The organism is Kitasatospora sp. cg17-2, assembly GCF_054031055.1.
Genome location: NZ_CM132923.1, coordinates 3,780,658 through 3,803,551 on the forward strand (window position 1 = coordinate 3,780,658; position 22,894 = coordinate 3,803,551).

A 22,894-nucleotide genomic window follows, 5' to 3' on the forward strand; every position below is an offset into this window, starting at 1 on the left:
AGGACCGCCCGCGGCGCCCCGGCCGCTCACGCTCCGGCGATCGCGTCCGGGACCGGGGCGAACCCGGCGCCCGCGCCGGACCGGTGGTGCCCCTCCGCCACGAACGCCTGCCAGAGCCGGGTGTACGCCCCGCCCCGCGCCAGCAGCTCCTTGTGCGTGCCGTCCTCGATCACCCGGCCCCGGTCCAGCACGACCACCCGGTCCGCGCGCTCGGCGGTGGTCAGCCGGTGCGCGATGACCAGGGTGGTGCGCCCGCCGCTGAGCCGGTCCGCGGCGTGGTTGACCGCCGCCTCGGTGGCCAGGTCGAGCGCCGCGGTGGCCTCGTCCAGCAGCAGGATGTCCGGATCGACCAGTTCGGCCCGGGCCAGCGCGATCAGCTGGCGCTGACCCGCCGAGAGGTTCCGCCCCCGCCCGGCGACCTCGTGCTCGTAGCCGCCGGACAGCCGGAGGATCATGTCGTGCGCGCCGACGGCCCGGGCCGCCGCCTCCACCTCGGCCGGCGAGGCCCCCGGCCGGCCGTACGCGATGGCCCCGCGCACCGTCCCGGCGAACAGGTATGCCTCCTGCGGCACCACCCCGAGCCGGTGCCGGTACTCGGCGAGGTCGTAGCGGGTCAGGTCCACGCCGTCGACCCGGACGGTGCCGGACGTCGCGTCGTAGAACCGGGCGACCAGCTTGACCAGGGTCGACTTGCCGGCCCCCGTCTCGCCGACCAGCGCCACCGTCTGCCCGGCCGGGATCCGCAGGCTGATGCCGGTGAGGACGTCCGGGGCGCCGTCCGCGCCGCCGTTGTAGGCGAAGCCGACGCGGTCGAACTCGATCTCGCCGCGGAGCCCGGCCGGGACGGGCACCGGGTCGGCCGCCTGCGCGGTGCTGGTCGGGGTGCGCAGCAGTTCACGGATCCGGCCGAGGCCGACCGCCGCCTGCTGGTAGCCGTCGAACACCTGGGAGAGCTGGTTGACCGGCGCGAAGAACAGGTCGATGTAGAGCAGGTAGGCGACCAGCGCGCCGACGGTGAGCGTCCCGGCGTCCACCCGCGACGCGCCCATGATCAGCACCAGCGCGGCGGCCACGCTGGAGAGGAACTGCACGAACGGGAAGTACAGCGAGATGTAGAACTGCGCCCGGACCCGGGCGTCCCGGTAGGCGATGCCCCGGGCGACGAAGCGGTCCGTGTTGGCGTCCAGCCGGCGGAACGCCTGGACGATCCGCATCCCGGCCACGTTCTCCTGGAGGTCCGCGTTGACCGTGCTGATGAGGTCCCGGGAGATCTCGTACTGCGCCTTGGACTTCCGGCGGAACACCAGGGTCGCGACCGCCAGCAGCGGCAGCACCGCGAAGACCGCCAGGGCGAGTCCGGCGTCGATCACCAGCAGCGCGGCGAAGATGCCGAGGAAGGTCAGCAGGCTGACCACCGCCGTGACCACGCCGGTCTGGAGGAACGAGGTGAGCGAGTCCAGGTCGGTGGTCATCCGGGTCATGATCCGGCCGGAGAGTTCGCGCTCGTAGTAGTCGAGGCCGAGCCGGTTGAGGTGGGCGAAGATCTTGAGCCGGAGCGTGTAGAGCACACGCTCACCGGTGCGGCCGCTGACCCGGTTCTCGGCGCCCTGCACCAGCCAGTCCAGCAGGACGATCACCAGGGCGGCGAGCGAGGCGACGGCGACGCCGGTCATGACGCCCTTGCTGACGCCGTCGTCGATGCCGTGCCGGATCAGGATCGGCAGCACCAGTCCGGCGCCCGCGTCCAGGGCGACCAGGAGCAGAGCCAGGGCGAGCGGGAGGCGGAAGGGGCGCAGCAGGCGGCGGAGGCTGAAGTCCGGGTCTCCGCGCTCGGCCTCGGCCCGGGGGATCTCCGGGTGGTCGGTGGCCGGCGGGAGGGCGGCGACCCGGGCGAGCAGGTCGGGTGCGGCGGTGCGGGCGGCCTTGGCCAGGGCCGGGGTGGGCATGGCGGGGGTGGGGGCGCCCTGGTCCTGGGTGGGCTCCGCGGGGGTGTTCTCTTCGCCGGTGGCCTCTGCGCCGGTGGCGGTGGTCCCCGCGCCGGCGGTGGTGGGCGGCGCGGCCGCTCCGGGTGCCGCCGGGGGTGCGGCGGGGGTGGTCCGGCCCGCCTCGGGGTCGGTGATCAGGGCCCGGTAGCGGGGACATCGGGCGTCGAGTTCCTCGTGCGTGCCGATGTCGAGCAGACGGCCGTGGTCCAGGACGGCGATCCGGTCGGCCAACTGGAGGGTGGAGCGGCGGTGGGCGATCAGCAGGGTGGTGCGGCCGGCCATCACCGAGCGCAGCGCGTCGTGGATCTCGGCCTCGATCTGCGGGTCCACGGCCGAGGTGGCGTCGTCGAGCAGCAGGATCCGGGGGTCGGTGAGGATCGCCCGGGCCAGGGCGATGCGCTGGCGCTGGCCTCCGGACAGGGTGAGGCCCTGCTCGCCGACCTTCGTCCCGTAGCCGTCGGGCAGCGCCCGGACGAACTCGTCGGCCTGGGCGGCGCGGGCGGCCGCGACGACCTGCTCGTCGGTGGCGTCCGGGCGGCCGTAGGCGATGTTGGTGCGGACGGTCTCGGAGAAGAGGAAGCTCTCCTCGGGCACGATGCCGACGGCCGACCGGACCGAGTCGAGGGTCAGGTCGCGCAGGTCGTGGCCGTAGAGGCGGACGGCGCCCTCCGCCGGGTCGTAGAACCGGGGCACCAGCTGCGCGACGGTGGACTTGCCCGAACCGGAGGAGCCGACCAGGGCGAGGGTCTCGCCGGGGGCGAGGCGGAGGCTGAGGCCGTGCAGGACGGGGGCCGGGTGCTCGGGGTCGTAGCGGAACCCGACCCGGTCGAACTCCAGCGCCACCTCGGTGGTGAGCGGTCCGACCACGCGGGGGGCTGCGGACAGGGTGGCGTCCGGACCCGCGTCGGGCGCGGGGGCGTCCGGACCTGCGGGCGTGGTGGCGGGCGTGGTGACGTCCGAGCCCGCGAGCGTGGTGGCGGGCGCGGGGGCGGCCGTGGTGGCGGGCGAACCGCCGTCGGGTGCGGCGGGGCCGGCGGCCGGTTCCGCGGTCAGGTCGAGGACGACCGCGTCCGGGCGTTCCCGGACCAGCGGGCGTTCGTCGATCAGCTGGAGCACGCGCTCGACACCGGCCCGGGCCTGCTGGCCGACCGTGATGACCATGGTGAGCATCCGGACCGGACCGGTCATCTGCGCGACATAGGTGGAGAAGGCGACGAAGGTGCCGAGCGAGACCCGCCCTTCGACCGCCAGCCAGCCGCCGAAGGCCAGCACCGCCACCTGGGCGAGCGCCGGAACGGCCTGCATGGCGGGGTTGTAGCGGCTGTTGAGCCGGATCGAGCGCAGCCGGGCGGCGAAGAGACTGCGCGAGGCCGTCTCCAGCTTGTCCAGCTCCTGCCCCTCCTGGCCGAAGCCCTTGACCACCCGCACGCCGCCGATCGCCTCGTCCACCACGCCGGCGACGGCCGCGGCCTCCTGCTGGGCGGCCCAGGTGGAGGGGAACAGCCGCTTGCGGCTGAGCGTCGAGACCCACCACAGCACCGGGGCCATCACCAGCGCGACCAGGGTGAGCGGCGGCGAGAGCCAGAGCATCACGCCGAGCGACATGACGAACATGAGCAGGTAGCCGGTCATCATGGGCAGCATCGAGAGCAGCCCGTTGACCAGTTGGAGGTCGGAGGTCGCGCGGCCGACCACCTGTCCGGTGTCGAGCCGGTCCTGGCGGTGGCCGTCGAGTCTGCCGAGCGAGCGGAAGAGGTCCGCGCGCAGGTCGTGCTGAACGTCGACGGCCAGCTGCCCGCCGTAGTAGCGGCGGACCTGGGTGCAGCCGAACACGACGGCGGCGGCCAGCAGCAGGACGACGGCCCACGGGGCCAGCGGCCGGGAGTGCGCGGTGATGACGTCGTCGATGATCAGCTTGGTGACCAGGGGCACCAGGGCGGTGACGGCCATGCCGAGCAGCGAGGCGCCGAAGGCGAGCAGCACGCTGCGCCGGGAGCGCCAGCAGTAGCCGAGCAGCCGTCGGAGCCAGCTCGCGCCCTCGGGGTCGTCGGCGCCGGCGGGCGGGCCGGAGCCGTCGGGGGCGGTCGTGGACGGTCCGGGCTTCCGGCCCGGTCGGGCCGGACCGCCTCCGGGCTCGTCCGCCGAGGTGCCCGCGTCGCTCTTGGCGGCGTCCGCGCCCGGGGTGCCGGTTCGGGTGCCGCTCGGGGAAAGCTCCACCGTAGATCCGTGAGTCTCAGGCATATTTAGGGATGCTAACCATTCCGTCGGGTGACCGCCATGGATTTTCAGGCCAGGACGCGCCGGGGGTCCCGGCCCGACGGTCGGGCCAACAGCCCGCGGCCTGCGGTGATTCCCGCCGGGCCGGACCGGCGCTCGTTACCAGGGTCGCCGACGGAGCGGGAACCGCCCACCGCCCACCGACGCAGGGGGCGGACCTCCCTTGGTCCTAGGCCCTCTTTCGGATCACGCCGGGCGGCCGACCCGGCTCGCCCGAAGGGAGCAACGGCGCCGCGGGCGTCGGCGGGCCCGGCGGTCAGGCCCGGGCGGCGTCGGTGACGGTAGTGGCGTCGGTGGCGGTCACTTCGACAGCGGCGGCGGCCGCAGTGGCGGCGACGGAGTCGGCGGCCGCCGAGAACGCGCCGTGGGCGAGGCCGCGCAGCAGGGCGGCCATCGCGTCGCGGGTGAGCCCGGCGCGCTCGTCCCCCTGGGCGGGGTTCGGGCCGTGGCTGTGCGGGGTCGAGTTGATCAGCCCGAAGACGGCGTGCACGGCCGCCCGGGCGACCGGCTCGGCGGCCGGGGCGGCGAGCGGCGGAAAGGCCCGGCGGACCTCCTCCACCCAGAGCTCCACGTAGGCGCGCTGGAGGCGGCGGACGGTCCGGCGGTCCTCGTCGCGGAGGTTGAGCAGTTCCCGGTCGTGCAGCGTGATCAGGTCGCGGTCGTCGAGCGCGAAGTCGACATGGCCGCCGATCAGCGCGTCCAGCGCGGCGGCCGGGCCCTCGCTGCCGCCCGCCCGGCGGCGGCCCTCCTCCAGCAGCCGCTCGCTGATGCCGACCAGTAGGTCGGCGAGCATCGCGTCCTTGCCGGCGAAGTGCCGGTAGAGGCCAGGGCCGCTGATGCCGACGGCCTTGCCGATCTCGTCGACACCCACCCCGAGGAAGCCACGGGCCGCGAACAGTCGGGCGGCCTCCCTGCGGATCTGGTCGCGGCGTGCGAGCCCGGAGGCGGATGGGACGTTCGGCATGCCGACCATCGTAGACAGTCGGGTTATCGGTGGTTAACCTGGGCGACGGAAGTTAACGTTCATTAACGTGTGGGGGTCGCGGGCTCACCGGCCCTGTCGGCCCACCTGCCGCCGAGGGCAAGGGAGCTCTTGGGATGGTCATCTCCACTGTCGGCGCACCCACCGGCATCAATGGCAGCGCGGCTACCGGCACCCCGGCGGGCGGCGCGGCCCACGGCCGCGGCGCACCCGGCGCGGCCGCACCGGCGCCCCGCCTCGACACGGCCGCCGACCCCGGGTCCGAGGCGTTCCGGACGAACACCGACGCCCACCGGGCCCTGGTCGCCGAACTCCGCGAGAAGCTCGGCACCGCCGCGCTCGGGGGCGGCGCCAAGGCCCGCGCCCGCCACACCGCGCGCGGCAAACTGCTCCCCCGTGACCGGGTGGACACCCTGCTCGACCCGGCCTCCCCCTTCCTCGAACTGGCCCCACTGGCAGCCGACGGGATGTACGACGGCGCCGCACCGGCCGCCGGCGTGATCGCCGGCATCGGCCGGGTCGCCGGGCGCGAGGTGGTGGTGGTCGCCAACGACGCCACCGTCAAGGGCGGCACCTACTACCCGATGACGGTCAAGAAGCACCTGCGCGCCCAGGAGGTCGCGCTGGAGAACCGGCTCCCCTGCGTCTACCTGGTCGACTCCGGCGGCGCCTTCCTCCCGATGCAGGACGAGGTCTTCCCGGACCGCGACCACTTCGGCCGGATCTTCTACAACCAGGCGCGCCTCTCCGCCGCGGGCATCCCGCAGATCGCCGCCGTGCTGGGCTCCTGCACGGCCGGCGGCGCGTACGTCCCGGCGATGAGCGACCAGGCCGTCATCGTCCGCAACCAGGGCACCATCTTCCTCGGCGGGCCGCCGCTGGTGAAGGCGGCGACCGGCGAGGTGGTGACCGCCGAGGAGCTGGGCGGCGGCGATCTGCACTCCCGGACCTCCGGTGTCACGGACCACCTGGCCGAGGACGACGCCCACGCCCTCTCCATCGTCCGCGGCATCGTCGCCGGGCTCGGCCCGCGTTCCGCCCGCCCGTGGCCGCTCGCCCCGGCCGAGCCGCCGGCCGTCGACCCGGCCGGCCTGTACGGGGCCGTCCCGGTCGACCCGCGCACGCCGTACGACGTGCGCGAGGTGATCGCCCGGCTGGTCGACGGCAGCCGGTTCGCCGAGTTCAAGGCCGAGTACGGCGCGACCCTGGTGACCGGCTTCGCCCGGATCCACGGCCACCCGGTCGGCATCGTCGCCAACAACGGCGTGCTGTTCGCCGAGTCCGCGCTCAAGGGCGCCCACTTCATCGAACTGTGCGACCAGCGCGGCATCCCCCTCCTCTTCCTGCAGAACATCACCGGCTTCATGGTCGGCCGGCAGTACGAGGCGGGCGGCATCGCCAAGCACGGCGCCAAGATGGTCAACGCCGTCGCCTGCACCCGCGTCCCGAAGCTGACGGTGGTCATCGGCGGCTCCTACGGGGCCGGCAACTACTCGATGTGCGGCCGGGCCTACTCACCCCGCTTCCTGTGGATGTGGCCGAACGCCAAGATCTCGGTGATGGGCGGCGAGCAGGCCGCGTCGGTGCTGGCCACCGTCCGCCGCGACCAGCTGGAGGCCCACGGCGAGGAGTGGGCCACCGAGGCGGAGGAGGAGTTCAAGCGCCCCGTCCGCGAGCAGTACGAGCGCCAGGGCAACGCCTACTACGCCACCGCCCGGCTCTGGGACGACGGCGTGATCGACCCGATGGACACCCGGACCGTCCTCGGCCTCGCCCTCACCGCCTGCGCCAACGCCCCGCTCCCGGCGCCCGGCCCGTTCGGCGTCTTCCGCATGTAGCGCTCCGCCCGGGGCGGCGGCCCACCCGCTCCGCCGCCCTCCCCGGTGCCCGGCACCCACCCGGTGCCCGCCACCTCCTTCGTACGGCCCCCTCGACCCGGAGGAACGCCTCCCATGTTCGACACAGTTCTGGTCGCCAACCGCGGCGAGATCGCCGTCCGGGTGATCCGCACCCTGCGGCGGCTCGGCGTGCGCTCGGTCGCCGTGTTCAGCGACGCCGACGCCGACGCACCGCACGTCCGCGAGGCCGACGTCGCGGTCCGGCTCGGCCCGGCCGACCGCAGCGACAGCTCCGCCGCCGAGACCTACCTGCGGACCGACCAGATCCTCGCCGCCGCCCGCCGGACCGGCGCCCAGGCCGTCCACCCCGGCTACGGCTTCCTCGCCGAGAACGCCTCCTTCGCCCGCGCCTGCGCCGACGCCGGCCTCGTCTTCATCGGTCCTCCTCCCGCCGCGGTCGAGCTGATGGGTGACAAGATCAACGCCAAGGAGGCCGTGCGGGCCGCCGGCGTGCCGGTGGTGCCGGGCAGCCAGGCCGCCGCGCCCACCGACGAGGACCTCGTCGCGGCGGCCGACGTGATCGGCTACCCCGTGCTGCTCAAGCCCTCCGCCGGCGGCGGCGGCAAGGGCATGCGCCTGGTCCGCGACCCGGCCGAGCTGCCGACCGAGATCGCCGCCGCCCGGCGCGTCGCCCGCACCGCCTTCGGCGACGACACCCTGCTGCTGGAGCGCTGGGTCGACCGGCCGCGCCACATCGAGGTGCAGGTGCTGGCCGACGCCCACGGCACCACCGTCCACCTCGGCGAGCGCGAGTGCAGCCTGCAGCGCCGCCACCAGAAACTGATCGAAGAGGCTCCCTCCGTCCTGCTCAACGCCGAGACCCGCGCCGCCATGGGCGCCGCGGCCGTCCGGGCCGCCGAGTCCTGCGGCTACACCGGGGCCGGCACCGTGGAGTTCATCGTCCCCGGCCTCGACCCGGACTCCCCCACCCCCGCGGAGGGCGTGCGGGACTTCTTCTTCATGGAGATGAACACCCGTCTCCAGGTGGAACACCCCGTCACCGAACTCGCCGTCGCCGTGGCCGGCTCGGGACGGCTCGACCTGGTCGAGTGGCAGCTGCGGGTCGCCGCCGGTGAACCCCTCGCCTTCACCCAGTCCGACATCTCCTTCCAGGGCCACGCCATCGAGGCCCGGATCTGCGCCGAGGACCCGGAACGCGACTTCCTGCCCACCGGCGGACGCATCCTGCTCCTCGACGAACCCCGGGGCGAAGGCATCCGGGTGGACTCCGGGGTCGCCCCCGGGACCGTGATCACCAGCTCCTACGACCCCATGCTCGCCAAGGTCATCGCCTACGGACCCGACCGCCCGACCGCGCTGCGGCGCCTGCGCGCCGCCCTCGCGGACACCCGGATCCTCGGCGTCACCACCAACACCGGTTTCCTGCGACGGCTCCTCGCACACCCCGAGGTCGCCGCAGGACGGCTCGACACCGGCCTGGTCGAGCAGACGGCGCAGCGGGAGCCCGGACTGCTCGCCTCGCCGTACTCGCCGACCGCCGCGGCCGCCCCGGCCGAGAAGCCGACGTCGGCCTCCGAGAACCCGGCGACGGCCTCCGGGGCCCCGGACACCCTGCCGCCGGAGGAACCGGCACCGGCCCACCTCCTCTACTACGCGGCCGCGCTCGCGCGGCACCTGGACCTCACCCCCGCCGCCGACGCCGACGGCTGGACCGACCCCTTCTCCCTTCCCTCCGGCTGGCGCCTCGGCGGCGACCCCGCCTGGACCACCCACCGGCTCCGCGTCCCCGGCCAGGACCCGGTGTCGGTGAGCATCCGTCCGATCACTGCGAGCAACGTAGCGGAGGCCACCGACAATCCGTCCGGGGCCGCCGCCGAGGTCGAGATCAGGCTCGGCGCCGGGCCGGTCCACCGGGCCGTGGCCGACCGCTCCGACGACCGCCTCCGGCTGACCGTCGACGGCCTGCGGACGGGCTTCGCCCTCGCCGAGGACCGGACCGCCACGGCCGCCGGACCGGTGACCTGGCTCGGTGTCGACGGCGACGCCTGGCCGGTGCACGGCCACGACCCGGTCGGCGAGGGCGCCGCCGACGGTGCCGCCCACCACGGCGCCCTGACCGCGCCGATGCCGGGCACCGTCACGGTCGTCAAGACCACCGCCGGGGAGTCGGTCCGCAAGGGCCAGCCCCTGCTCGTCCTGGAGGCCATGAAGATGGAGCACGTGATCTCCGCCCCGCACGACGGCACGGTGAGCGAGCTCCGGGCCACCGCCGGCGCCACCGTGGCGATGGAGGAACTGCTGGTCGTCGTGACCCCGGCCGAGGCCGGGTCCGAGGCCGACTCCGAGCCCCGGCCGGCCGCCGACGGGCCCGTCCCGGCGGTCCGGTCGTGACCGCCACCGCGCCGAGAGGCGCCGGCCCCGCGCGCGAACCCGACGCCCTCGACCTGGGACTGCCCGCCCCGGTGCGGGCCCCCGGCCTGCCCGAGGAGGTGCGGATCCACGAGGTCGGTCCGCGCGACGGGCTGCAGAACGAGAGCGCCCTCGTCCCGGTCGGGGTCAAGGCCGAGTTCATCGACCGACTGGCCGCCGCCGGGCTGCGCACCGTCGAGGCCACCAGCTTCGTCCACCCGAAATGGGTGCCCCAGCTCGCCGACGCCGAGGAACTGATGCCCCGGCTGGCCGGCCTCCCGGAGCGCCGCCCCGGGCTGCGACTGCCGGTGCTGGTCCCCAACGAGCGCGGGCTCGACCGCGCGCTGGCCCACCACGCCACCGACGTCGCGGTGTTCGCCAGCGCCACCGAGACCTTCGCCCGCCGCAACCTCAACCGCTCGGCGGACGAGGCGATGGCGATGTTCCGCCCCGTGGTGGAACGGGCCTCGGCCGCCGGGGTCCCGGTCCGCGGCTACCTGTCGATGTGCTTCGGCGACCCCTGGGAGGGTCCGGTCCCGGTCGCCCAGGTGGTCCGGTCCGGTCTGCGGCTGCTGGAGATGGGCTGCGCCGAGCTGAGCCTCGGCGACACCATCGGCGTGGCCACCCCGGGCCAGGTCACCGACCTGCTCGACGGGTTCGCGGCGGCGGGCGTGCCGGTCGGCCGGCTGGCGGTGCACTTCCACGACACCTACGGCCAGGCGCTCAGCAACACGCTGACCGCGCTGCGCGCCGGGGTCACCACCGTGGACGCGTCCGCCGGCGGACTGGGCGGCTGCCCCTACGCCAAGAGCGCCACCGGCAACCTGGCCACCGAGGACCTGGTGTGGATGCTGCACGGCCTCGGCATCCGGACCGGCGTCGACCTGCGCGCCCTGGTCGCCACCAGCGGCTGGATGGCGCGCCGGCTCGGCCGCCCGAGCCCGTCCCGCACCGTGCAGGCCCTGCTCGGCGCCGTCGGGGCCGGAGCCCGGGACTGACCCCGCACCGACCGTCCCGCCCGTCGGCCGGGCGACTGCCCGCCCGGTCGACATCCCGCGGACCCGGCCGTTCGACCACCGGCCGGTCCGCTCCCGTTCGTCCGCACTTCGCACCGCCCGCCGTCCGTCACACCCGCACGGACGCCGGCCGCCCCGACCACGCCCGCGCCCACCCCGGCGGGGCCCCAGGAGGATCACCATGCTCGACCACCGGTTGAACACCGAGTACGAGGAACTGCGGCGCACCGTGGCCGAATTCGCCCAGGACGTGGTCGCGCCGAAGATCGGCGAGTACTACGAGCAGGGCGAGTTCCCCTACGAGATCGTGCGGGAGATGGGGCGGATGGGCCTGTTCGGCCTGCCGTTCCCGGAGGAGTACGGCGGCATGGGCGGCGACTACTTCGCGCTCTGCCTGGTGCTGGAGGAGCTGGCCCGGGTCGACTCCTCGGTCGCGATCACCCTGGAGGCGGCGGTCTCGCTCGGCGCGATGCCGATCTACCGCTTCGGCACGGAGGAGCAGAAGCGGGAGTGGCTGCCCCGGCTGACCTCCGGCGAGCTGCTCGGCGCGTTCGGCCTGACCGAGCCGGAGGGCGGCTCCGACGCCGGGGCGACCCGCACCACCGCGCGCTACGACGAGGCCACCGACGAGTGGGTGATCAACGGCACCAAGTGCTTCATCACCAACTCCGGCACCGACATCACGGGTCTGGTCACCGTCACCGCGCTCACCGAACCGCTCGCTCGTTCGAGTGAAGAGGGCGAATTCTCCTCGCCGCGGCGCGAAATCTCCTCCATCATCGTGCCCACCGGGACCCCCGGGTTCCAGGTGTCGAAGAAGTACTCGAAGGTCGGATGGAACGCATCCGACACCCGCGAACTGTCCTTTACCGACTGCCGCGTTCCCGCGGCCAACCTGCTGGGCGAGCGAGGTCGCGGCTACGCCCAGTTCCTGCGGATCCTCGACGAGGGCCGCATCGCGATCGCCGCCCTGGCCACCGGCCTGGCCCAGGGCTGCGTCGACCAGTCCGTCCTCTACGCCGGTACCCGCCGCGCCTTCGGCCGAGCGATCGGCGCCAACCAGGCCATCCAGTTCAAGCTCGCCGACATGGAGATGCGCGCCCACACCTCCCGCCTCGCCTGGCGGGACGCCGCTTCCCGGCTGCTGCACTCGGAACCGTTCAAGAAGGAGGCCGCGATCGCCAAGCTGTACTCGTCGGAGGCTGCCGTCGACAACGCCCGCGAGGCGACCCAGATCCACGGCGGGTACGGCTTCATGAACGAGTTCCCCGTCGCCCGCTTCTGGCGGGACTGCAAGATCCTGGAGATCGGCGAGGGCACCTCGGAGGTGCAGCGCATGCTCATCGCCCGTGAGCTCGGCGTCTCCTGAGGCTGCGCCAGGCCCTTCTACGGCCCTCCGCGCCGCCCGTCGGGGCCGGCGCGGAGGGCCGCAACACATTCAGGAGGGCGCTCGGAGGGGCGCCCGGAACGAGGAAGGAGACCGACGGCGGACTCTCCGGTGCGGGTCCGCGTGGACGGCACGTCCGTCCCGCGTCCGACCAGTGGCCGCCACCCACGACCGCACCCGGCGCCTCCGGCTCGACCCGCCGGCTCGACCCGGGAACAGCAGCCCCGGAACAGCAGCACCCGTGGACGTCAGGGGATGACGATCACCGGGCGGTTGGCGCGGCGGGCGAGACGACCGGAGACCGAGCCGAAGATCTTGCCGAGCAGGCCGTGCGTGGTGCCGACCACGATCGCGTCGGCGGCGAACTCGCGGCCGACCTCCTCGATCTCGTGGCAGATGTCGCCACCCCGCTCGACCAGGATCCAGGGCACTCCGGAGAGGAAGTCCGCGCAGGCGAGTTCCAGGCCGAGCACCTCCGTCCGGTGGTCGGGGAGGTCCACGAACACCGGCGGTTCGCAGCCGGCCCACACGGTGGCGGGCAGCCGGTTGGCGACGTGCACGATCACCAGCCCGCACTGGGAGCGGCGGGCCATGCCCACCGCGTAGGCGAGGGCGCGCTCGCTGGACAGCGAGCCGTCGAAGCCCACCACCACGCCGTGCTGGAAGGCGGGGTCGCAGGACTTGGCGGGTGCTTCCCGGACGGCCGCCTCTCCGGCCGCGCCGGGCAGGCCAGCGGTGTCCGGGCGGTCGGCGCCCGGTCCCGGTCGGCCGGTCACCGGTGGCTCCTGGGGGCCGGACCGCCGGGCGTCGCGCCGCTGGCGGGAGCCGGAACCGGAGCGGCCGCGGCGTGCGAGGTTGCGCAGGGGGCGGGCGAAACCACCGCCCCGGGCGTCCGCGCCCGGTTCCCCCGGTCGGGAGTGCTCAGAACCAGCCATGGCACAAGGCTCTTCGAAGGAGATGGGCCAACAGGAGAGGACAACGCTGCCCGAGCGGCAGGCCCGCCCACGGGAAGTCGTCGGTCTGCACCGAGCACCACCGTTTGTGACCTGTTCCTTTCAGAGTACGTCGGGCGGGGCATACCGCCCAGCCACGCGGCCTCGGGGCGACACTCTTCCCGCGAACGAGGGATGCGCGTGCCGACGGCCGTGCGCCCCTTGCCCGAGCGCGAGAACGCCCCTCCGGCGAAGGAGGTTCCCTGGAGCTTGACTGAGCGGACCGGGTGGCGCAACAGGACTCCGGGACACCGTGACCGGACTGTCATGGATCGATGACGATCCGTCGCGGGCCCGTCACCGGGCAGTGAGTCGGCCGGGGCCGCCGCCCGCCCCCGGGACCGTGCGGAGCCGAACCGTCCCGGCACCCCGTTTCAGCCAATACGTACGGGTTCGCGACGGCGCCCGGCATTTGCCAGATGCATAGGCAGGGCCGCTGGCACCATGCTCGACATGCCCCTGCTCCTGCTCGACCTCGACAACACGCTGCTCCCCAGGGACGCCGCATTCCGGGCCTGGGCTCAGGACTTCCTGCTCGAACGGGCCCTGCCGCCCGCCGACGTCGAGTGGCTCGCCACCATCGACGGCGGCGGCTACGTGCCGCGCAGCACCGTACTGTCCGCCGCCCGCCGCCGCTACGGCCTGGACGAGTCGCTCGACCGGCTGCTCGCGCACTACCGGCGCGGTATCAACGCCCACATCCACTGCCCGGCGCGCAACCTCGACGCGTTGCGGGCCGCGCGCGCCGCCGGGTGGACGCTGGGCATCGTCAGCAACGGCGGCACCGGGGCCCAGCTGGAGAAGATCCGGCGGACCGGCCTCGGGCCGATGGTCGACGGCTGGGTGATCTCCGAGGAGGCCGACTGCCTCAAGCCGGACCCGCTGATCTTCGAGATCGCGGCGCGGCGGTGCGGCGTCGCACCGACCGGGGACTGGGCCCTCCACACCTGGATGGTCGGGGACCACGCCCCCGCCGACATCGCGGGCGCCGAGCTGGCCGGGCTGCGGAGCGTCTGGCTGCACCACGGCCGCCCCTGGGCCGAGCCCGGCTACCGGCCCACGCTCAAGGCGGCCGGTCTGCCGGAGGCCGTCGGGCAGGTGCTGGCCGCCCGCAGCGCCCGTCGCCCCGGCCGGCGGCGCGGGCCGGGGCGACGGGGCGACGGCGCGGGGCGGCCGTGAGCCTGTCGGCCGCGAGCGGAGCGGTCGTGAGCCTGCCGGTCGCCGGCGCGGCAGTCGCGAGCGGGGCTGTCGCGAGCGGGGCAGTCGCGAGCGGGGCAGTCGCGAGCGGGGCGCGGGCTGGCGCGGTGCTGGAGCCGGGCCCGACGGCGCAGAGCGGCGCGCACCACGGCGTGCAGTTCCTGCCGTCCGCCCCGGACGGCGGGCATGCGCCTTCTGTCGCGCACGCCGACGGCGAGGCCTCGTCCGCCGCGACGGCCGGATCCGCTGTCCGAAACCGGTCCGACGGGTTTGCCCGGTGGCCCGACGGCCGCCCCGGAGCCACGCCGCCGCCGGTTCCGCTCCCCGTCCGGCCGTCCTCGCCGCCGTCCTCGACGCCGTCGATGCCGGCTCCGGACGCCTCGGCGGCGAGTCCGGCCCGCGCCGGGTAGCGCACCACGGGCCCCGGCGGCCCCTCGGAACCGACCGGTCGACCGGGCCGCCGACCGACCCTCCGTCCCCAGCCGCCCCAGGGGCGGGCAACCTCACCCTCCGTCAGCAGTTCGATCCGGAACCGGCCGAGGGTCCGTCGGGGGCCGGGGGCGGCACCGGCGCCGGCCGGACCGGCCGCGGCCCACCGGTCGGGCCGGTGCCCGACCGGGGGCGGACCGCCGGGCACTCCGCCAGTAGCGGGATCGACACCGTCAGTTCCGGTTCCTGTACGGCCTGTTCGTGCACGGGCGGCATGCCCCGGGGCCGCACCGCACCTCGACCCGGCCTCCACGCGGGCATCCCGGCCGGTCCGACGCCCGCGCGGGGCCGCCACCATTGGCCGGTTCGAGCCGGCGGCGATCTCCGCCGGAGCTCGGTGACACGACGTCACCGGTTCCCGTTTCCCGGCTCCGGCACTGGCCGGATGAAGCCTGGGAGGCGCATACTCCGGGGCTGTGCGCCCCTCATGTGCACCGCCTATTTTCGGTCAATCTCGCCCGGGTCCCCTGCCCTTGGGCAAATCCGCAGCCCAGGCGCACCGGCCGGGTACGTCGGAGCCGGACGCCCCAGGACCCGTCCCGCGACAACCAGCCACCGTTGCACCGACCCTCTTCCCAGAAGGGTCGACGGGTGCCACGCTTCGTGATCGAATGCATCACGCCAAATTGCCATGTCGACATAGCGTCGGATGGTGAACTTGTCACAACGGCAACGGTCCACCCGATAGATTCGATCTTGGCCAGCAGTGCCGCACCACCACACCACACCACCGAGGGGGCTTGAGCGCCTTGAGCAGGGTGAGCAGGAGCGACGCGGGTCCTGACAGCGGCCAGCCCGTGGCCGGCATCGTGGGTCGTTCCGCGAGAGGCACCGGCTCCCAGGCCTCCACCGCCAACACCCGTCACTCCGGCACCGCCTCGTACCCCTCCTATTCCACTGCGGTCCCGACAGCCCCGGGCGCACCTTCCGCACCAGGCGCCCCAGCCGGCGCGGGCGCACCGTCGGGCGCGGGTTCCCCGTCCTTCCCGGTCACCCCGGAGCACGGCGGACGCCCCGTCAGTCGATCGGGCGTCAGCCACGGGGGCGGGTACGGAGCGGGTCCGGACGGCCGGGCCGGGGCGTCGGTTACCGGCCATTCCGGCAGCCACCAGAGCGGCCATCAGAGCGGTCCCCAGAACGCGCACCAGAACGGCGGTGGCCACCCCGGAAGCGGATACGGCCACGGCGGCCCGGAGGGCGGCTTCGCGACCTTCGCCGCGACGGGCGCGCCCGGCCAGGGCCTCGGCGCGGTCGCCCACGGCATGGTCGGCGTGACGGCCTCCGCCGGCCTCCCCGCCGGACCGCTCGGCCTCGGCGCGGCCAGCCACGGCGGCCACGGCGGTCCCTCGGCCGGTCCCAACGGCTCCTCGACGCCGGTGACGGCCGCCTCCCCGCGCAAGCTCTCCGGCCGTCGGCGCCGGGAGACCGTCGCCGTCCTGATCTTCGGCGGCGCGCCGATCTTCGAGAGCTCGATCCCGCTCTCGGTCTTCGGCGTCGACCGCCAGGACGCCGGGGTGCCCCGCTACCGGCTGCTGGTCTGCGCCGGCGAGGAGGGCCCGCTCGCCACCACCGGCGGCCTCACCCTCTCGGCCCCCTACGGGCTGGAGGCGCTCGCCCGGGCGGGCACGATCGTCGTCCCGGCCTGGCGCTCGATCTCGCAGCCGCCGCCGGTCGAGGCGATCACCGCACTGCGCAAGGCGCACCACGAGGGCGCGCGGATCATCGGCCTGTGCACCGGCGCGTTCGTCCTGGCGGCCGCCGGTCTGCTGGACGGCCGCCCGGCGACCACGCACTGGATGTACGCGCCGACCCTGGCCAAGCGCTACCCGCGGGTGCACGTGGACCCGCGCGAACTGTTCGTCGACGACGGCGACGTGCTGACCTCGGCCGGCACCGCCGCCGGGATCGACCTCTGCCTGCACGTGGTGCGCAGCGACCACGGTGCCGAGGCGGCCAACGCGCTCGCCCGCCGTCTGGTGGTGCCGAGCCGGCGCAGCGGCGGAGGACAGGCCCAGTACATCGATCAGTCTTTACCTGAGGAGATCGGCAACGACCCGCTGGCCGAGGTGGTCACCTGGGCGCTGGAGAACCTCAACCAGCAGTTCGACGTCGAGGTGCTGGCGGCCCGCGCCTACATGAGCCGACGGACCTTCGACCGGCGGTTCCGGACGCTGACCGGCAGCGCCCCGCTGCAGTGGCTGATCACCCAGCGGGTGCTGCAGGCGCAGCGGCTGCTGGAGACCTCGGAACTGTCGGTGGACGACGTCGCGCGCCGTTGCGGCTTCCGTTCGCCGGTGGCGCTGCGCGGGCACTTCCGCCGTCAGCTCGGGGTCTCGCCGGCCGCGTACCGGACGAGCTACCGGGCCCGTCGGCCCGGTGCGTCGGCCCAGGTCCCCGCCGCGTCGGCGGGCGGTGACCTCCGGTCCGCCGGTGCGATCGCCTCCGCGGCCGCCCTCGGCGGGACGGTGCCGGGCCAGCACGGCGCGCTCGGCGGGCACCCGGCGCTCGGCGGCCACGGCCTGCCGGGCGGGCACGGGCAGGCGCCGGCCCCGGGTTTCCCGGGCGGTCCCGGTGCCGCCGCGCACCCGGGCCAGCACGGGCAGCCGTCCGGCCAGGGCGTCCACGCGCGGGCCGGGCAGCCGTACCCGCACCAGACGGCCGGGCACCAGGCGCACCCCGGGCAGCCGGGGACGGGGCGCGGTCCGGCGCGGCCGCCGATCGTCCCGGCCCAGCCCGGGCCCGGCGCGGGCCGTCCGCCCCGGACGGCGGAGCACGCCGCCGCCGAGGACGGGCACCCGCAGCCGGGGGCTCGCGGTCAGGGCCAGGGGCACCGGAGCGAGCCTTCCGGCGGACCGGCCACCGGTGCGCACGGCGCGCCCGGCGGGCGTCTGCCGGCCGCCGCCCCGGGCGGGTCGGCGGAGGCCAGGGCCCGGCAGGCCCGGGCGGGTCAGCTGCGTCCGCAGGGCGGTCGGAGCGCCTCGGCCGAGGCCAGGGAGCCCCGCGAGGCGCGGTCCGCGCGGGACGGCCGGCCGGCGCATCCCGGCGGCCACCCCGGCCGGGACGCCAGGGAGGTCCGGGACTCCCGGGAGACCCGCGAGGTGCGGGAGGCGGACGACCGCACGCCGGACGAGCACGCTTCCGAGGGCTACGCCCCGGCGCCCCGCTCGGCTCCATCGGTGCCCGCGGCGCGTGATCGCGCCGTAGGGTGAGTGGCGTGAATGACCGTTTGGTATGGATCGACTGTGAAATGACAGGCCTCGACCTCGACCGGGACGCCCTGGTCGAGGTCGCGGCGCTGGTGACGGACTCCGAGCTGAACATCCTCGGCGAGGGTGTGGACGTCATCGTCCGCCCGCCGGCGGAGGCGTTGGCGAACATGCCCGACGTGGTGCGGGCGATGCACACCTCGTCCGGGCTGCTGGACGAGCTGGAGCACGGCGTCACCCTGGCCGAGGCGGAGGCGCTGGTGCTGGCCTATGTGCGCGAGCACGCGCCGGAGGCCGGGCGCACGCCGCTGTGCGGGAACTCGGTGGCCACCGACCGGGGCTTCCTGAGCCGGGACATGCCGGCCCTGGAGGGTCACCTGCACTACCGGATCGTGGACGTCTCCTCGATCAAGGAGCTGGCCCGCCGCTGGTACCCGAAGGCGTACTACAACAGCCCGCAGAAGGGCGGGAACCACCGCGCGCTCGCCGACATCCGCGAGAGCATCGACGAACTGCGCTACTACCGCGAGGCGGTGTTCGTCGCCCAGCCCGGCCCGGACACCGACACCGCGCGCGCGATCGCCGAGAAGTTCCAGCCCCCGGCGGGCTGACCCACCGGCCTCGGCCCGTCCCGGGCGGGCGTCCGGACACCCGGACGCCCGCCCGGAGCGGGGAGCGGGAACCCTGGCGCGAGCACCCTCTCGGATCCTGTAGAGTTCTTCTTGTCGGAGCGGGAACGCCGAAAGGCGCGAACGGTCCGGACTGATGGTGGGTGTAGCTCAGTTGGTAGAGCACCTGGTTGTGGTCCAGGTGGCCGCGGGTTCAAGTCCCGTCACTCACCCCACGACCCCGAGGGTCGGTCTCGTCAAGAGACCGGCCCTCGGGGCTTTTTCGCGTTCCCTCACATCCGCAGCGGGGCGGGAGGGCAGTGCGACTGGGCCGCGCCGTGGCCCGCGTCTCACCTTTTTCCCCGGTCACAGACCTGCCGCCAAAAGCTACCGGCTAGTAACGTAGCCGCCATGACGACACCTACGATCGGCCAGCTGCTCGACTCCACCGTGCCGATGGCGCGGACCCTCAAGCTGGAGTACCTGGAGACCTCCCCCGAGCGCGCCGTGCTCCGGCTGCCGGACCAGCCCGAGTACCACAACCACGTGGGCGGCCCGCACGCCGGCGCGATGTTCACCCTCGCCGAGTCGGCCAGCGGCTGCATCGTCCTGGCCGCGTTCGGCGACCAGCTCTCGCGCGCGGTGCCGCTCGCGGTGAGTGCCGAGATCGCCTACAAGAAGCTCGCCATGGGCGTCGTCACGGCCACCGCGGTGCTCGGCCGGCCCGCCGCCGAGATCGTCGCCGAGCTGGACAAGGGCGAGCGCCCCGAGTTCCCGGTGACCGTCGAGATCACCCGCGCCGACGGCGGCGTGACCGGTGTCATGACGGTGATCTGGACCCTGCGTCCGAACTCCTGATCACCTGCGCCACCTGACGGACGGGCCGGGAGCGGCCGGGCGGAAGCCGGCGGGGAGCCCGGCGGAAGCGCGGCGCGGGCACCGCGGGGCAAGGGCCGCGCGCGGATCGCGACGACCGTCCGTGGCGGTGCGGCCGTGGCGGTGCGGCCGTGGCGGTGCGGCCGTGGCGGTGCGGCCGTGACCTCACGGCCCGTCCGCTCGTTCTCGATTCACGTGCGAGCCAATCACGCGGCCAGTGGCCCGGAACCCGCCCGACGGACCGTCCGCGGCCGGTGGCGTCCGGCCGGGTGGCGCCGGGCCCGGCGGTGGCTGCCCGGCCCCCGGGCCGTCGCGGCCGGCGGGGCGCTGCTCGCACAGCTCTGGGGCTTCGGTGCCCCCAGCGCCTGCGCCGCCGCCGAGGCGCTCCCGGAACCGGCCGGCCGGACCGTCGGCCGGACGCTGACCGGCGGCGCGGCACCGGTCGGCGGAGCGTCGGCCGAGCACCCGGGCGGAGTCCTGGGCGGCGCCGCCCAGGTCGGGGCCGCGACCGCCCGGACGGCGGCGCCCGCGCCCCGCGTCCCGGCCGCCGTGCCCTCCCCCTCCCCCGCGTCCGGGCCGTCGTCCGGGCCGGACCTGCCGGGACAGGACCCGACCGCCGGACTGCTCGACCGGATCACCGGCCCGGCCCCGACGGACGCCCCCGGGACGGGCGCCGCGGGCATCGGCCCCGCGACCGGCGGCGCCGTACCGGAGCTGGACGGCGCGACGGCCGTCGTCGGCAGCGCGCTCCAGGACCGGATCCGGGCCGGCGGGCTCCCCCTGCCGGGGCAACGGGCCGCCGTGCCCGACGCGTTCGCGATCGCCTCCGGACTGCTCGGCGCCGTGCCCGCCCAGGCCCGCCCGGCCGAGGCGCACGCGACCCGGGGCGAGTCGGCCGACGGACCGGCGGGCGGTTCCGCCGGGACCGGCGGGAGCACCGGGACCGGCCGGCCGGCCGGCGACCAGCGCCACCCGGCGGCACCGCCCCCGTCCGCCGCCCCCTCGGACCGACCGCGACTCCCCGCCCCCGGGCACCCCGACTCCGCCGGCACCGGGAGCACCCCGGCGGCCGGCCCCGCACCCGGTCGGCCGGCGGCCGACACCCGGGCGGCGGCCGGGACGGCACCGGCGCCCGCCCGGGCCGCGGCCGCGACGGCCGTGGTCACCGTCGCGCACGACACCGCGGGCACCGCGACCGCCGTGCTCGCCCCGATCGCGGCCGGGCTGGCCCTGACCGCCGCCGCGATGTACAAGCACCGGGGCCTGCCGAAGGGGCACTGAGCACGGCCGGTGGGACCAGCGCCCCGGGACTCCCCACGCTCCCCTGCCCCGTGCCCCGTCCCCCGGCGTCGGTCAGTGGCCCGGGCCGGGCCCGGTCAAGTGCAGGGTGAGGACCGGCAGTTCCCGACCGGGGATGGAGCCGGACGCGACGGTGCCGGTGCGGACGGCGCCCACCGCCAGGTAGAACGGCTCGGCGTGCGGGTCGGACTCGACGACGATCCGGGTGAAGCCCAGGCCGGCGGCCTCCGCGCACAGGTGCTCCACCAGGCGGCGGCCGATCCCCCGGCCGAGGGCGTCCGGCTCGACGAAGAGCATGTCCATCTCGCCCTCCGGCGGCACCCCGGTGAGGGTGACGAAGCCCAGCACCCGGCCGTCGTCCTCGGCGACGGTCGTGCGGTCGGCCTCGATCCGCCCGGGCTCCAGGGTGAGTTCGGCGCGGCAGGCCTCCATGAAGGCGGCGTCGTAGCCGAGATGGGCCTTGGATCGCAGGGCCAGGGCACTGAGTGCCGCCGCCTCGCTGGGCCTGGCCGGTCGGATCGGCATGACGTGCGCCCTTCCTGGTCGGGTCGGCGCGACCGGGTCCCCGCCGCGCCGGTCCCATTCTCGGCGGCCCGACGCCGCGGCGGCCAATCGGGCGCCGGACCGGCCGAACGTGCGGCCGGACCGCCGAACGGACCTGCGAGCAGGGCCCGTTCGGCCGCGCCGGGCGCCGCCGCGGCTAGCGGAAGACGCCCGGGGGCGGGGCCGGGGACGGCGCGGCGGCGGCGTCGGTCACCGGGGCCGCCCCGGCGGCGAAGTCGACCAGGGCGCGGCCGTGTTCGACCCGGCCGAGAGCCGCGTCGGAGGCCACCCGGCGGGTCAGCTCGGCCAGCGGGAGCGGGGTGTGCGCGGCCGCCAGGACCAGGTTGCCGAACCGCTTGCCGCGCAGCACCGCCGGGTCGGCGACCAGGCAGAGTTCGGGGAGGACGGCGCCCAGGGTGGCCACCTGGGAGCGGGCGAACGCCAGCGCCGAGCCGTCGGCGATGTTGACGGCGTACCAGCCGCCGGGGGCCAGGGCGCGCGCGGCCAGCGCGGTGAACTCGACGGTGGTGCAGTGGGCGGGCACCCGGGCGCCGGAGAAGACGTCGGCGATCACCAGGTCCACGCTGCCCTCGGGGGTGCGCTCCAGCACGGCGCGGGCGTCGGCGCCGCGCACCTTGACCTGCCAGCCGCGCTCCAGCGGGAGTTCGGTGCGGACCAGGTCGGTGAGCGCGGTGTCGATCTCGGCGACCTGCTGGCGCGAGCGCGGGCGGGTGGCGGCGACGTAGCGGGCCAGGGTGAGGGCGCCGCCGCCGAGATGGAGGACGGTGAGCGGACGGCCGGGCGGGGCAACCAGGTCGACCAGGTGGCCGAGCCGGCGCTGGTACTCGAAGCCCAGGTGGGTCGGGTCGGCGAGGTCGACCAGCGACTGCGGCGCACCGTCGACCAGCAGCGACCAGGCGGCGGGGCGGTCGCGGTCGGGGCGGAGTTCGGCGAGGCCGGAGTCGACGGCCCGGGTGAGCGGTCCCTGCGCGTGGGTGCGGCCCCCGGGGCCGGTGGCGGCCTGCTCGTCCGCGGCGGCGGCGCGGCCCCGGTCCGTGGTGCGGCCGGCTCGGTTGCTTCGTCCCATACCGGCCATTATCGCCGCCCGTCGGGGCGGCCCGGCGGCCCGGCCCGGACGGCGGCGGCCCCGGAGCCGGGGGCGGCGGCCTCAGAACGGGCCGAGGCCGCCCGCGGTGAGGGTGCAGGCGGCCTCGCAGAGCGCCGAGCGCAGGACCCAGGCGTCGGTGGGGCGGGCGGCGCAGTCGGCTCCGGCCGGGGGCATCACCCAGCGCGGGTCGGTGGCGGGCGGCAGCTGGGCGCCGGCGGTACAGGAGCTGCCGGGCAGGTGCCAGGTCGCCGAGGTGCCGGCCGGGACGAGGAAGGAGACGGTGGCGCCGTTGCGGCTCTGCAGGACGGCACCGCAGGCCCGCCGCAACCGCAGGATGTCGACCGCCTCCAGTCCGTGCCGCAGGGCGACGGTCACGGTGTCGTGGGTGTCGACCGGAACGCCGTCCCGGGCGACGGCCGGGCGGTGGGAGGGGCCGCCGCCGGACAGCGGGCGGGCGGGGCCCCGGTCGTCGGCGGACTCGGGCAGCAGGGCGGGGGCGGCGGCGGCCGGCATCCCTCCGGCGACCAGGCGGCGGTACTGCGGTACTCCAGTGGCCGGCATCGGCCCTCCTGTCACCTCGTCGGGGGTGGAAGCCGCGCCGCCCGGCGTGGGGGGTGCCGCTGGGGCTGCCGCCAGGGGGGTGCGGCAGGGGCGGCGGACG

At 75.6% G+C, this 22,894-nt stretch carries 14 protein-coding genes, 1 tRNA gene and 1 pseudogene; 10 read left to right on the forward strand and 6 right to left on the reverse strand.

Annotated features, from left to right (window positions below):
• Window positions 1–26: 26 nt before the first annotated feature.
• Window positions 27–4,001: an ABC transporter ATP-binding protein gene (locus ACW14Y_RS15610; RefSeq protein WP_456988176.1), complete on the reverse strand. Its 3,975-nt coding sequence runs from the start codon at window positions 3,999–4,001 to the stop codon at window positions 27–29.
• Between the two features lie 517 nt (window positions 4,002–4,518).
• On the reverse strand, window positions 4,519–5,226 hold the full coding sequence (locus tag ACW14Y_RS15615) for a TetR/AcrR family transcriptional regulator (RefSeq protein WP_380310716.1): 708 nt from the start codon (window positions 5,224–5,226) through the stop codon (window positions 4,519–4,521).
• Between the two features lie 134 nt (window positions 5,227–5,360).
• On the opposite strand from ACW14Y_RS15615, the gene ACW14Y_RS15620 reads away from it, so the two are divergent.
• From ACW14Y_RS15620 to ACW14Y_RS15635, 4 genes are all read left to right on the forward strand, one after another.
• The gene (locus ACW14Y_RS15620) at window positions 5,361–7,082 is read left to right on the forward strand and encodes a carboxyl transferase domain-containing protein (protein WP_380310714.1); all 1,722 of its coding nucleotides are present in this window, start codon (window positions 5,361–5,363) and stop codon (window positions 7,080–7,082) included.
• A gap of 114 nt (window positions 7,083–7,196) precedes the next feature.
• A complete protein-coding gene (locus tag ACW14Y_RS15625) occupies window positions 7,197–9,494 on the forward strand; it encodes an acetyl/propionyl/methylcrotonyl-CoA carboxylase subunit alpha (protein ID WP_456987219.1) in 2,298 nt (765 codons plus the stop codon).
• On the forward strand, window positions 9,491–10,510 hold the full coding sequence (locus ACW14Y_RS15630; RefSeq protein ID WP_402723836.1) for a hydroxymethylglutaryl-CoA lyase: 1,020 nt from the start codon (window positions 9,491–9,493) through the stop codon (window positions 10,508–10,510). The genes ACW14Y_RS15625 and ACW14Y_RS15630 overlap by 4 nt, the downstream gene beginning before the upstream one ends.
• A 199-nt stretch (window positions 10,511–10,709) precedes the next feature.
• Window positions 10,710–11,897 (forward strand): acyl-CoA dehydrogenase family protein, encoded by a 1,188-nt coding sequence (locus ACW14Y_RS15635; protein WP_456987221.1) that lies wholly within the window; start codon window positions 10,710–10,712, stop codon window positions 11,895–11,897.
• Window positions 11,898–12,163: 266 nt separating this feature from the next.
• Here the strand turns inward: ACW14Y_RS15635 and ACW14Y_RS15640 are convergent, their stop codons facing one another.
• A complete protein-coding gene (locus ACW14Y_RS15640) occupies window positions 12,164–12,643 on the reverse strand; it encodes a universal stress protein (RefSeq protein ID WP_234371483.1) in 480 nt (159 codons plus the stop codon).
• A gap of 717 nt (window positions 12,644–13,360) precedes the next feature.
• Here ACW14Y_RS15640 and ACW14Y_RS15645 point away from each other — a divergent pair.
• The 6 genes and pseudogenes from ACW14Y_RS15645 (at window position 13,361) to ACW14Y_RS15670 (ending at window position 20,564) form a co-directional block, all read left to right on the forward strand.
• Complete coding sequence (locus ACW14Y_RS15645) at window positions 13,361–14,086, forward strand: HAD family hydrolase (protein WP_456987223.1); 726 nt, start codon at window positions 13,361–13,363, stop codon at window positions 14,084–14,086.
• Window positions 14,087–15,969: 1,883 nt separating this feature from the next.
• Window positions 15,970–16,968 (forward strand): annotated as a pseudogene (locus ACW14Y_RS15650) (helix-turn-helix domain-containing protein); the annotation flags it as partial.
• Between the two features lie 839 nt (window positions 16,969–17,807).
• Entirely contained in the window at window positions 17,808–18,410 is a 603-nt protein-coding gene (gene orn / locus ACW14Y_RS15655) for an oligoribonuclease (protein ID WP_078880011.1), read from the forward strand.
• 157 nt (window positions 18,411–18,567) lie between these two features.
• A tRNA-His gene (locus ACW14Y_RS15660) sits at window positions 18,568–18,643 on the forward strand.
• 175 nt (window positions 18,644–18,818) lie between these two features.
• Window positions 18,819–19,265: a DUF4442 domain-containing protein gene (locus tag ACW14Y_RS15665; RefSeq protein WP_266269457.1), complete on the forward strand. Its 447-nt coding sequence runs from the start codon at window positions 18,819–18,821 to the stop codon at window positions 19,263–19,265.
• Window positions 19,266–19,478: 213 nt separating this feature from the next.
• Entirely contained in the window at window positions 19,479–20,564 is a 1,086-nt protein-coding gene (locus ACW14Y_RS15670; protein WP_456987226.1) for a hypothetical protein, read from the forward strand.
• A gap of 72 nt (window positions 20,565–20,636) precedes the next feature.
• Here ACW14Y_RS15670 and ACW14Y_RS15675 read toward each other — a convergent pair whose 3' ends face one another.
• The 3 genes from ACW14Y_RS15675 to ACW14Y_RS15685 all read right to left on the reverse strand — a co-directional run bounded on the left by ACW14Y_RS15675 (window position 20,637) and on the right by ACW14Y_RS15685 (window position 22,794).
• Window positions 20,637–21,107, reverse strand: a complete 471-nt coding sequence (locus tag ACW14Y_RS15675) for a GNAT family N-acetyltransferase (protein ID WP_380305898.1) — start codon at window positions 21,105–21,107, stop codon at window positions 20,637–20,639.
• Between the two features lie 175 nt (window positions 21,108–21,282).
• Window positions 21,283–22,212, reverse strand: coding sequence for a spermidine synthase (locus ACW14Y_RS15680; protein WP_402723840.1), 930 nt, complete (start codon window positions 22,210–22,212; stop codon window positions 21,283–21,285).
• An 81-nt stretch (window positions 22,213–22,293) separates the two neighbouring features.
• Window positions 22,294–22,794, reverse strand: a complete 501-nt coding sequence (locus tag ACW14Y_RS15685) for a hypothetical protein (RefSeq protein ID WP_380389882.1) — start codon at window positions 22,792–22,794, stop codon at window positions 22,294–22,296.
• Window positions 22,795–22,894 lie beyond the last annotated feature (100 nt).

Coding starts and splice junctions, on each gene's coding strand:
- ACW14Y_RS15615 (WP_380310716.1), bottom strand. CDS start 5,226: ATGCCGAACGTCCCATCCGCCTCCGGGCTCGCACGCCGCGACCAGATC.
- ACW14Y_RS15635 (WP_456987221.1), top strand. CDS start 10,710: ATGCTCGACCACCGGTTGAACACCGAGTACGAGGAACTGCGGCGCACC.
- ACW14Y_RS15665 (WP_266269457.1), top strand. CDS start 18,819: ATGACGACACCTACGATCGGCCAGCTGCTCGACTCCACCGTGCCGATG.
- ACW14Y_RS15685 (WP_380389882.1), bottom strand. CDS start 22,794: ATGCCGGCCACTGGAGTACCGCAGTACCGCCGCCTGGTCGCCGGAGGG.
- ACW14Y_RS15645 (WP_456987223.1), top strand. CDS start 13,361: ATGCCCCTGCTCCTGCTCGACCTCGACAACACGCTGCTCCCCAGGGAC.
- ACW14Y_RS15625 (WP_456987219.1), top strand. CDS start 7,197: ATGTTCGACACAGTTCTGGTCGCCAACCGCGGCGAGATCGCCGTCCGG.
- ACW14Y_RS15675 (WP_380305898.1), bottom strand. CDS start 21,107: ATGCCGATCCGACCGGCCAGGCCCAGCGAGGCGGCGGCACTCAGTGCC.
- ACW14Y_RS15620 (WP_380310714.1), top strand. CDS start 5,361: ATGGTCATCTCCACTGTCGGCGCACCCACCGGCATCAATGGCAGCGCG.
- ACW14Y_RS15680 (WP_402723840.1), bottom strand. CDS start 22,212: ATGGGACGAAGCAACCGAGCCGGCCGCACCACGGACCGGGGCCGCGCC.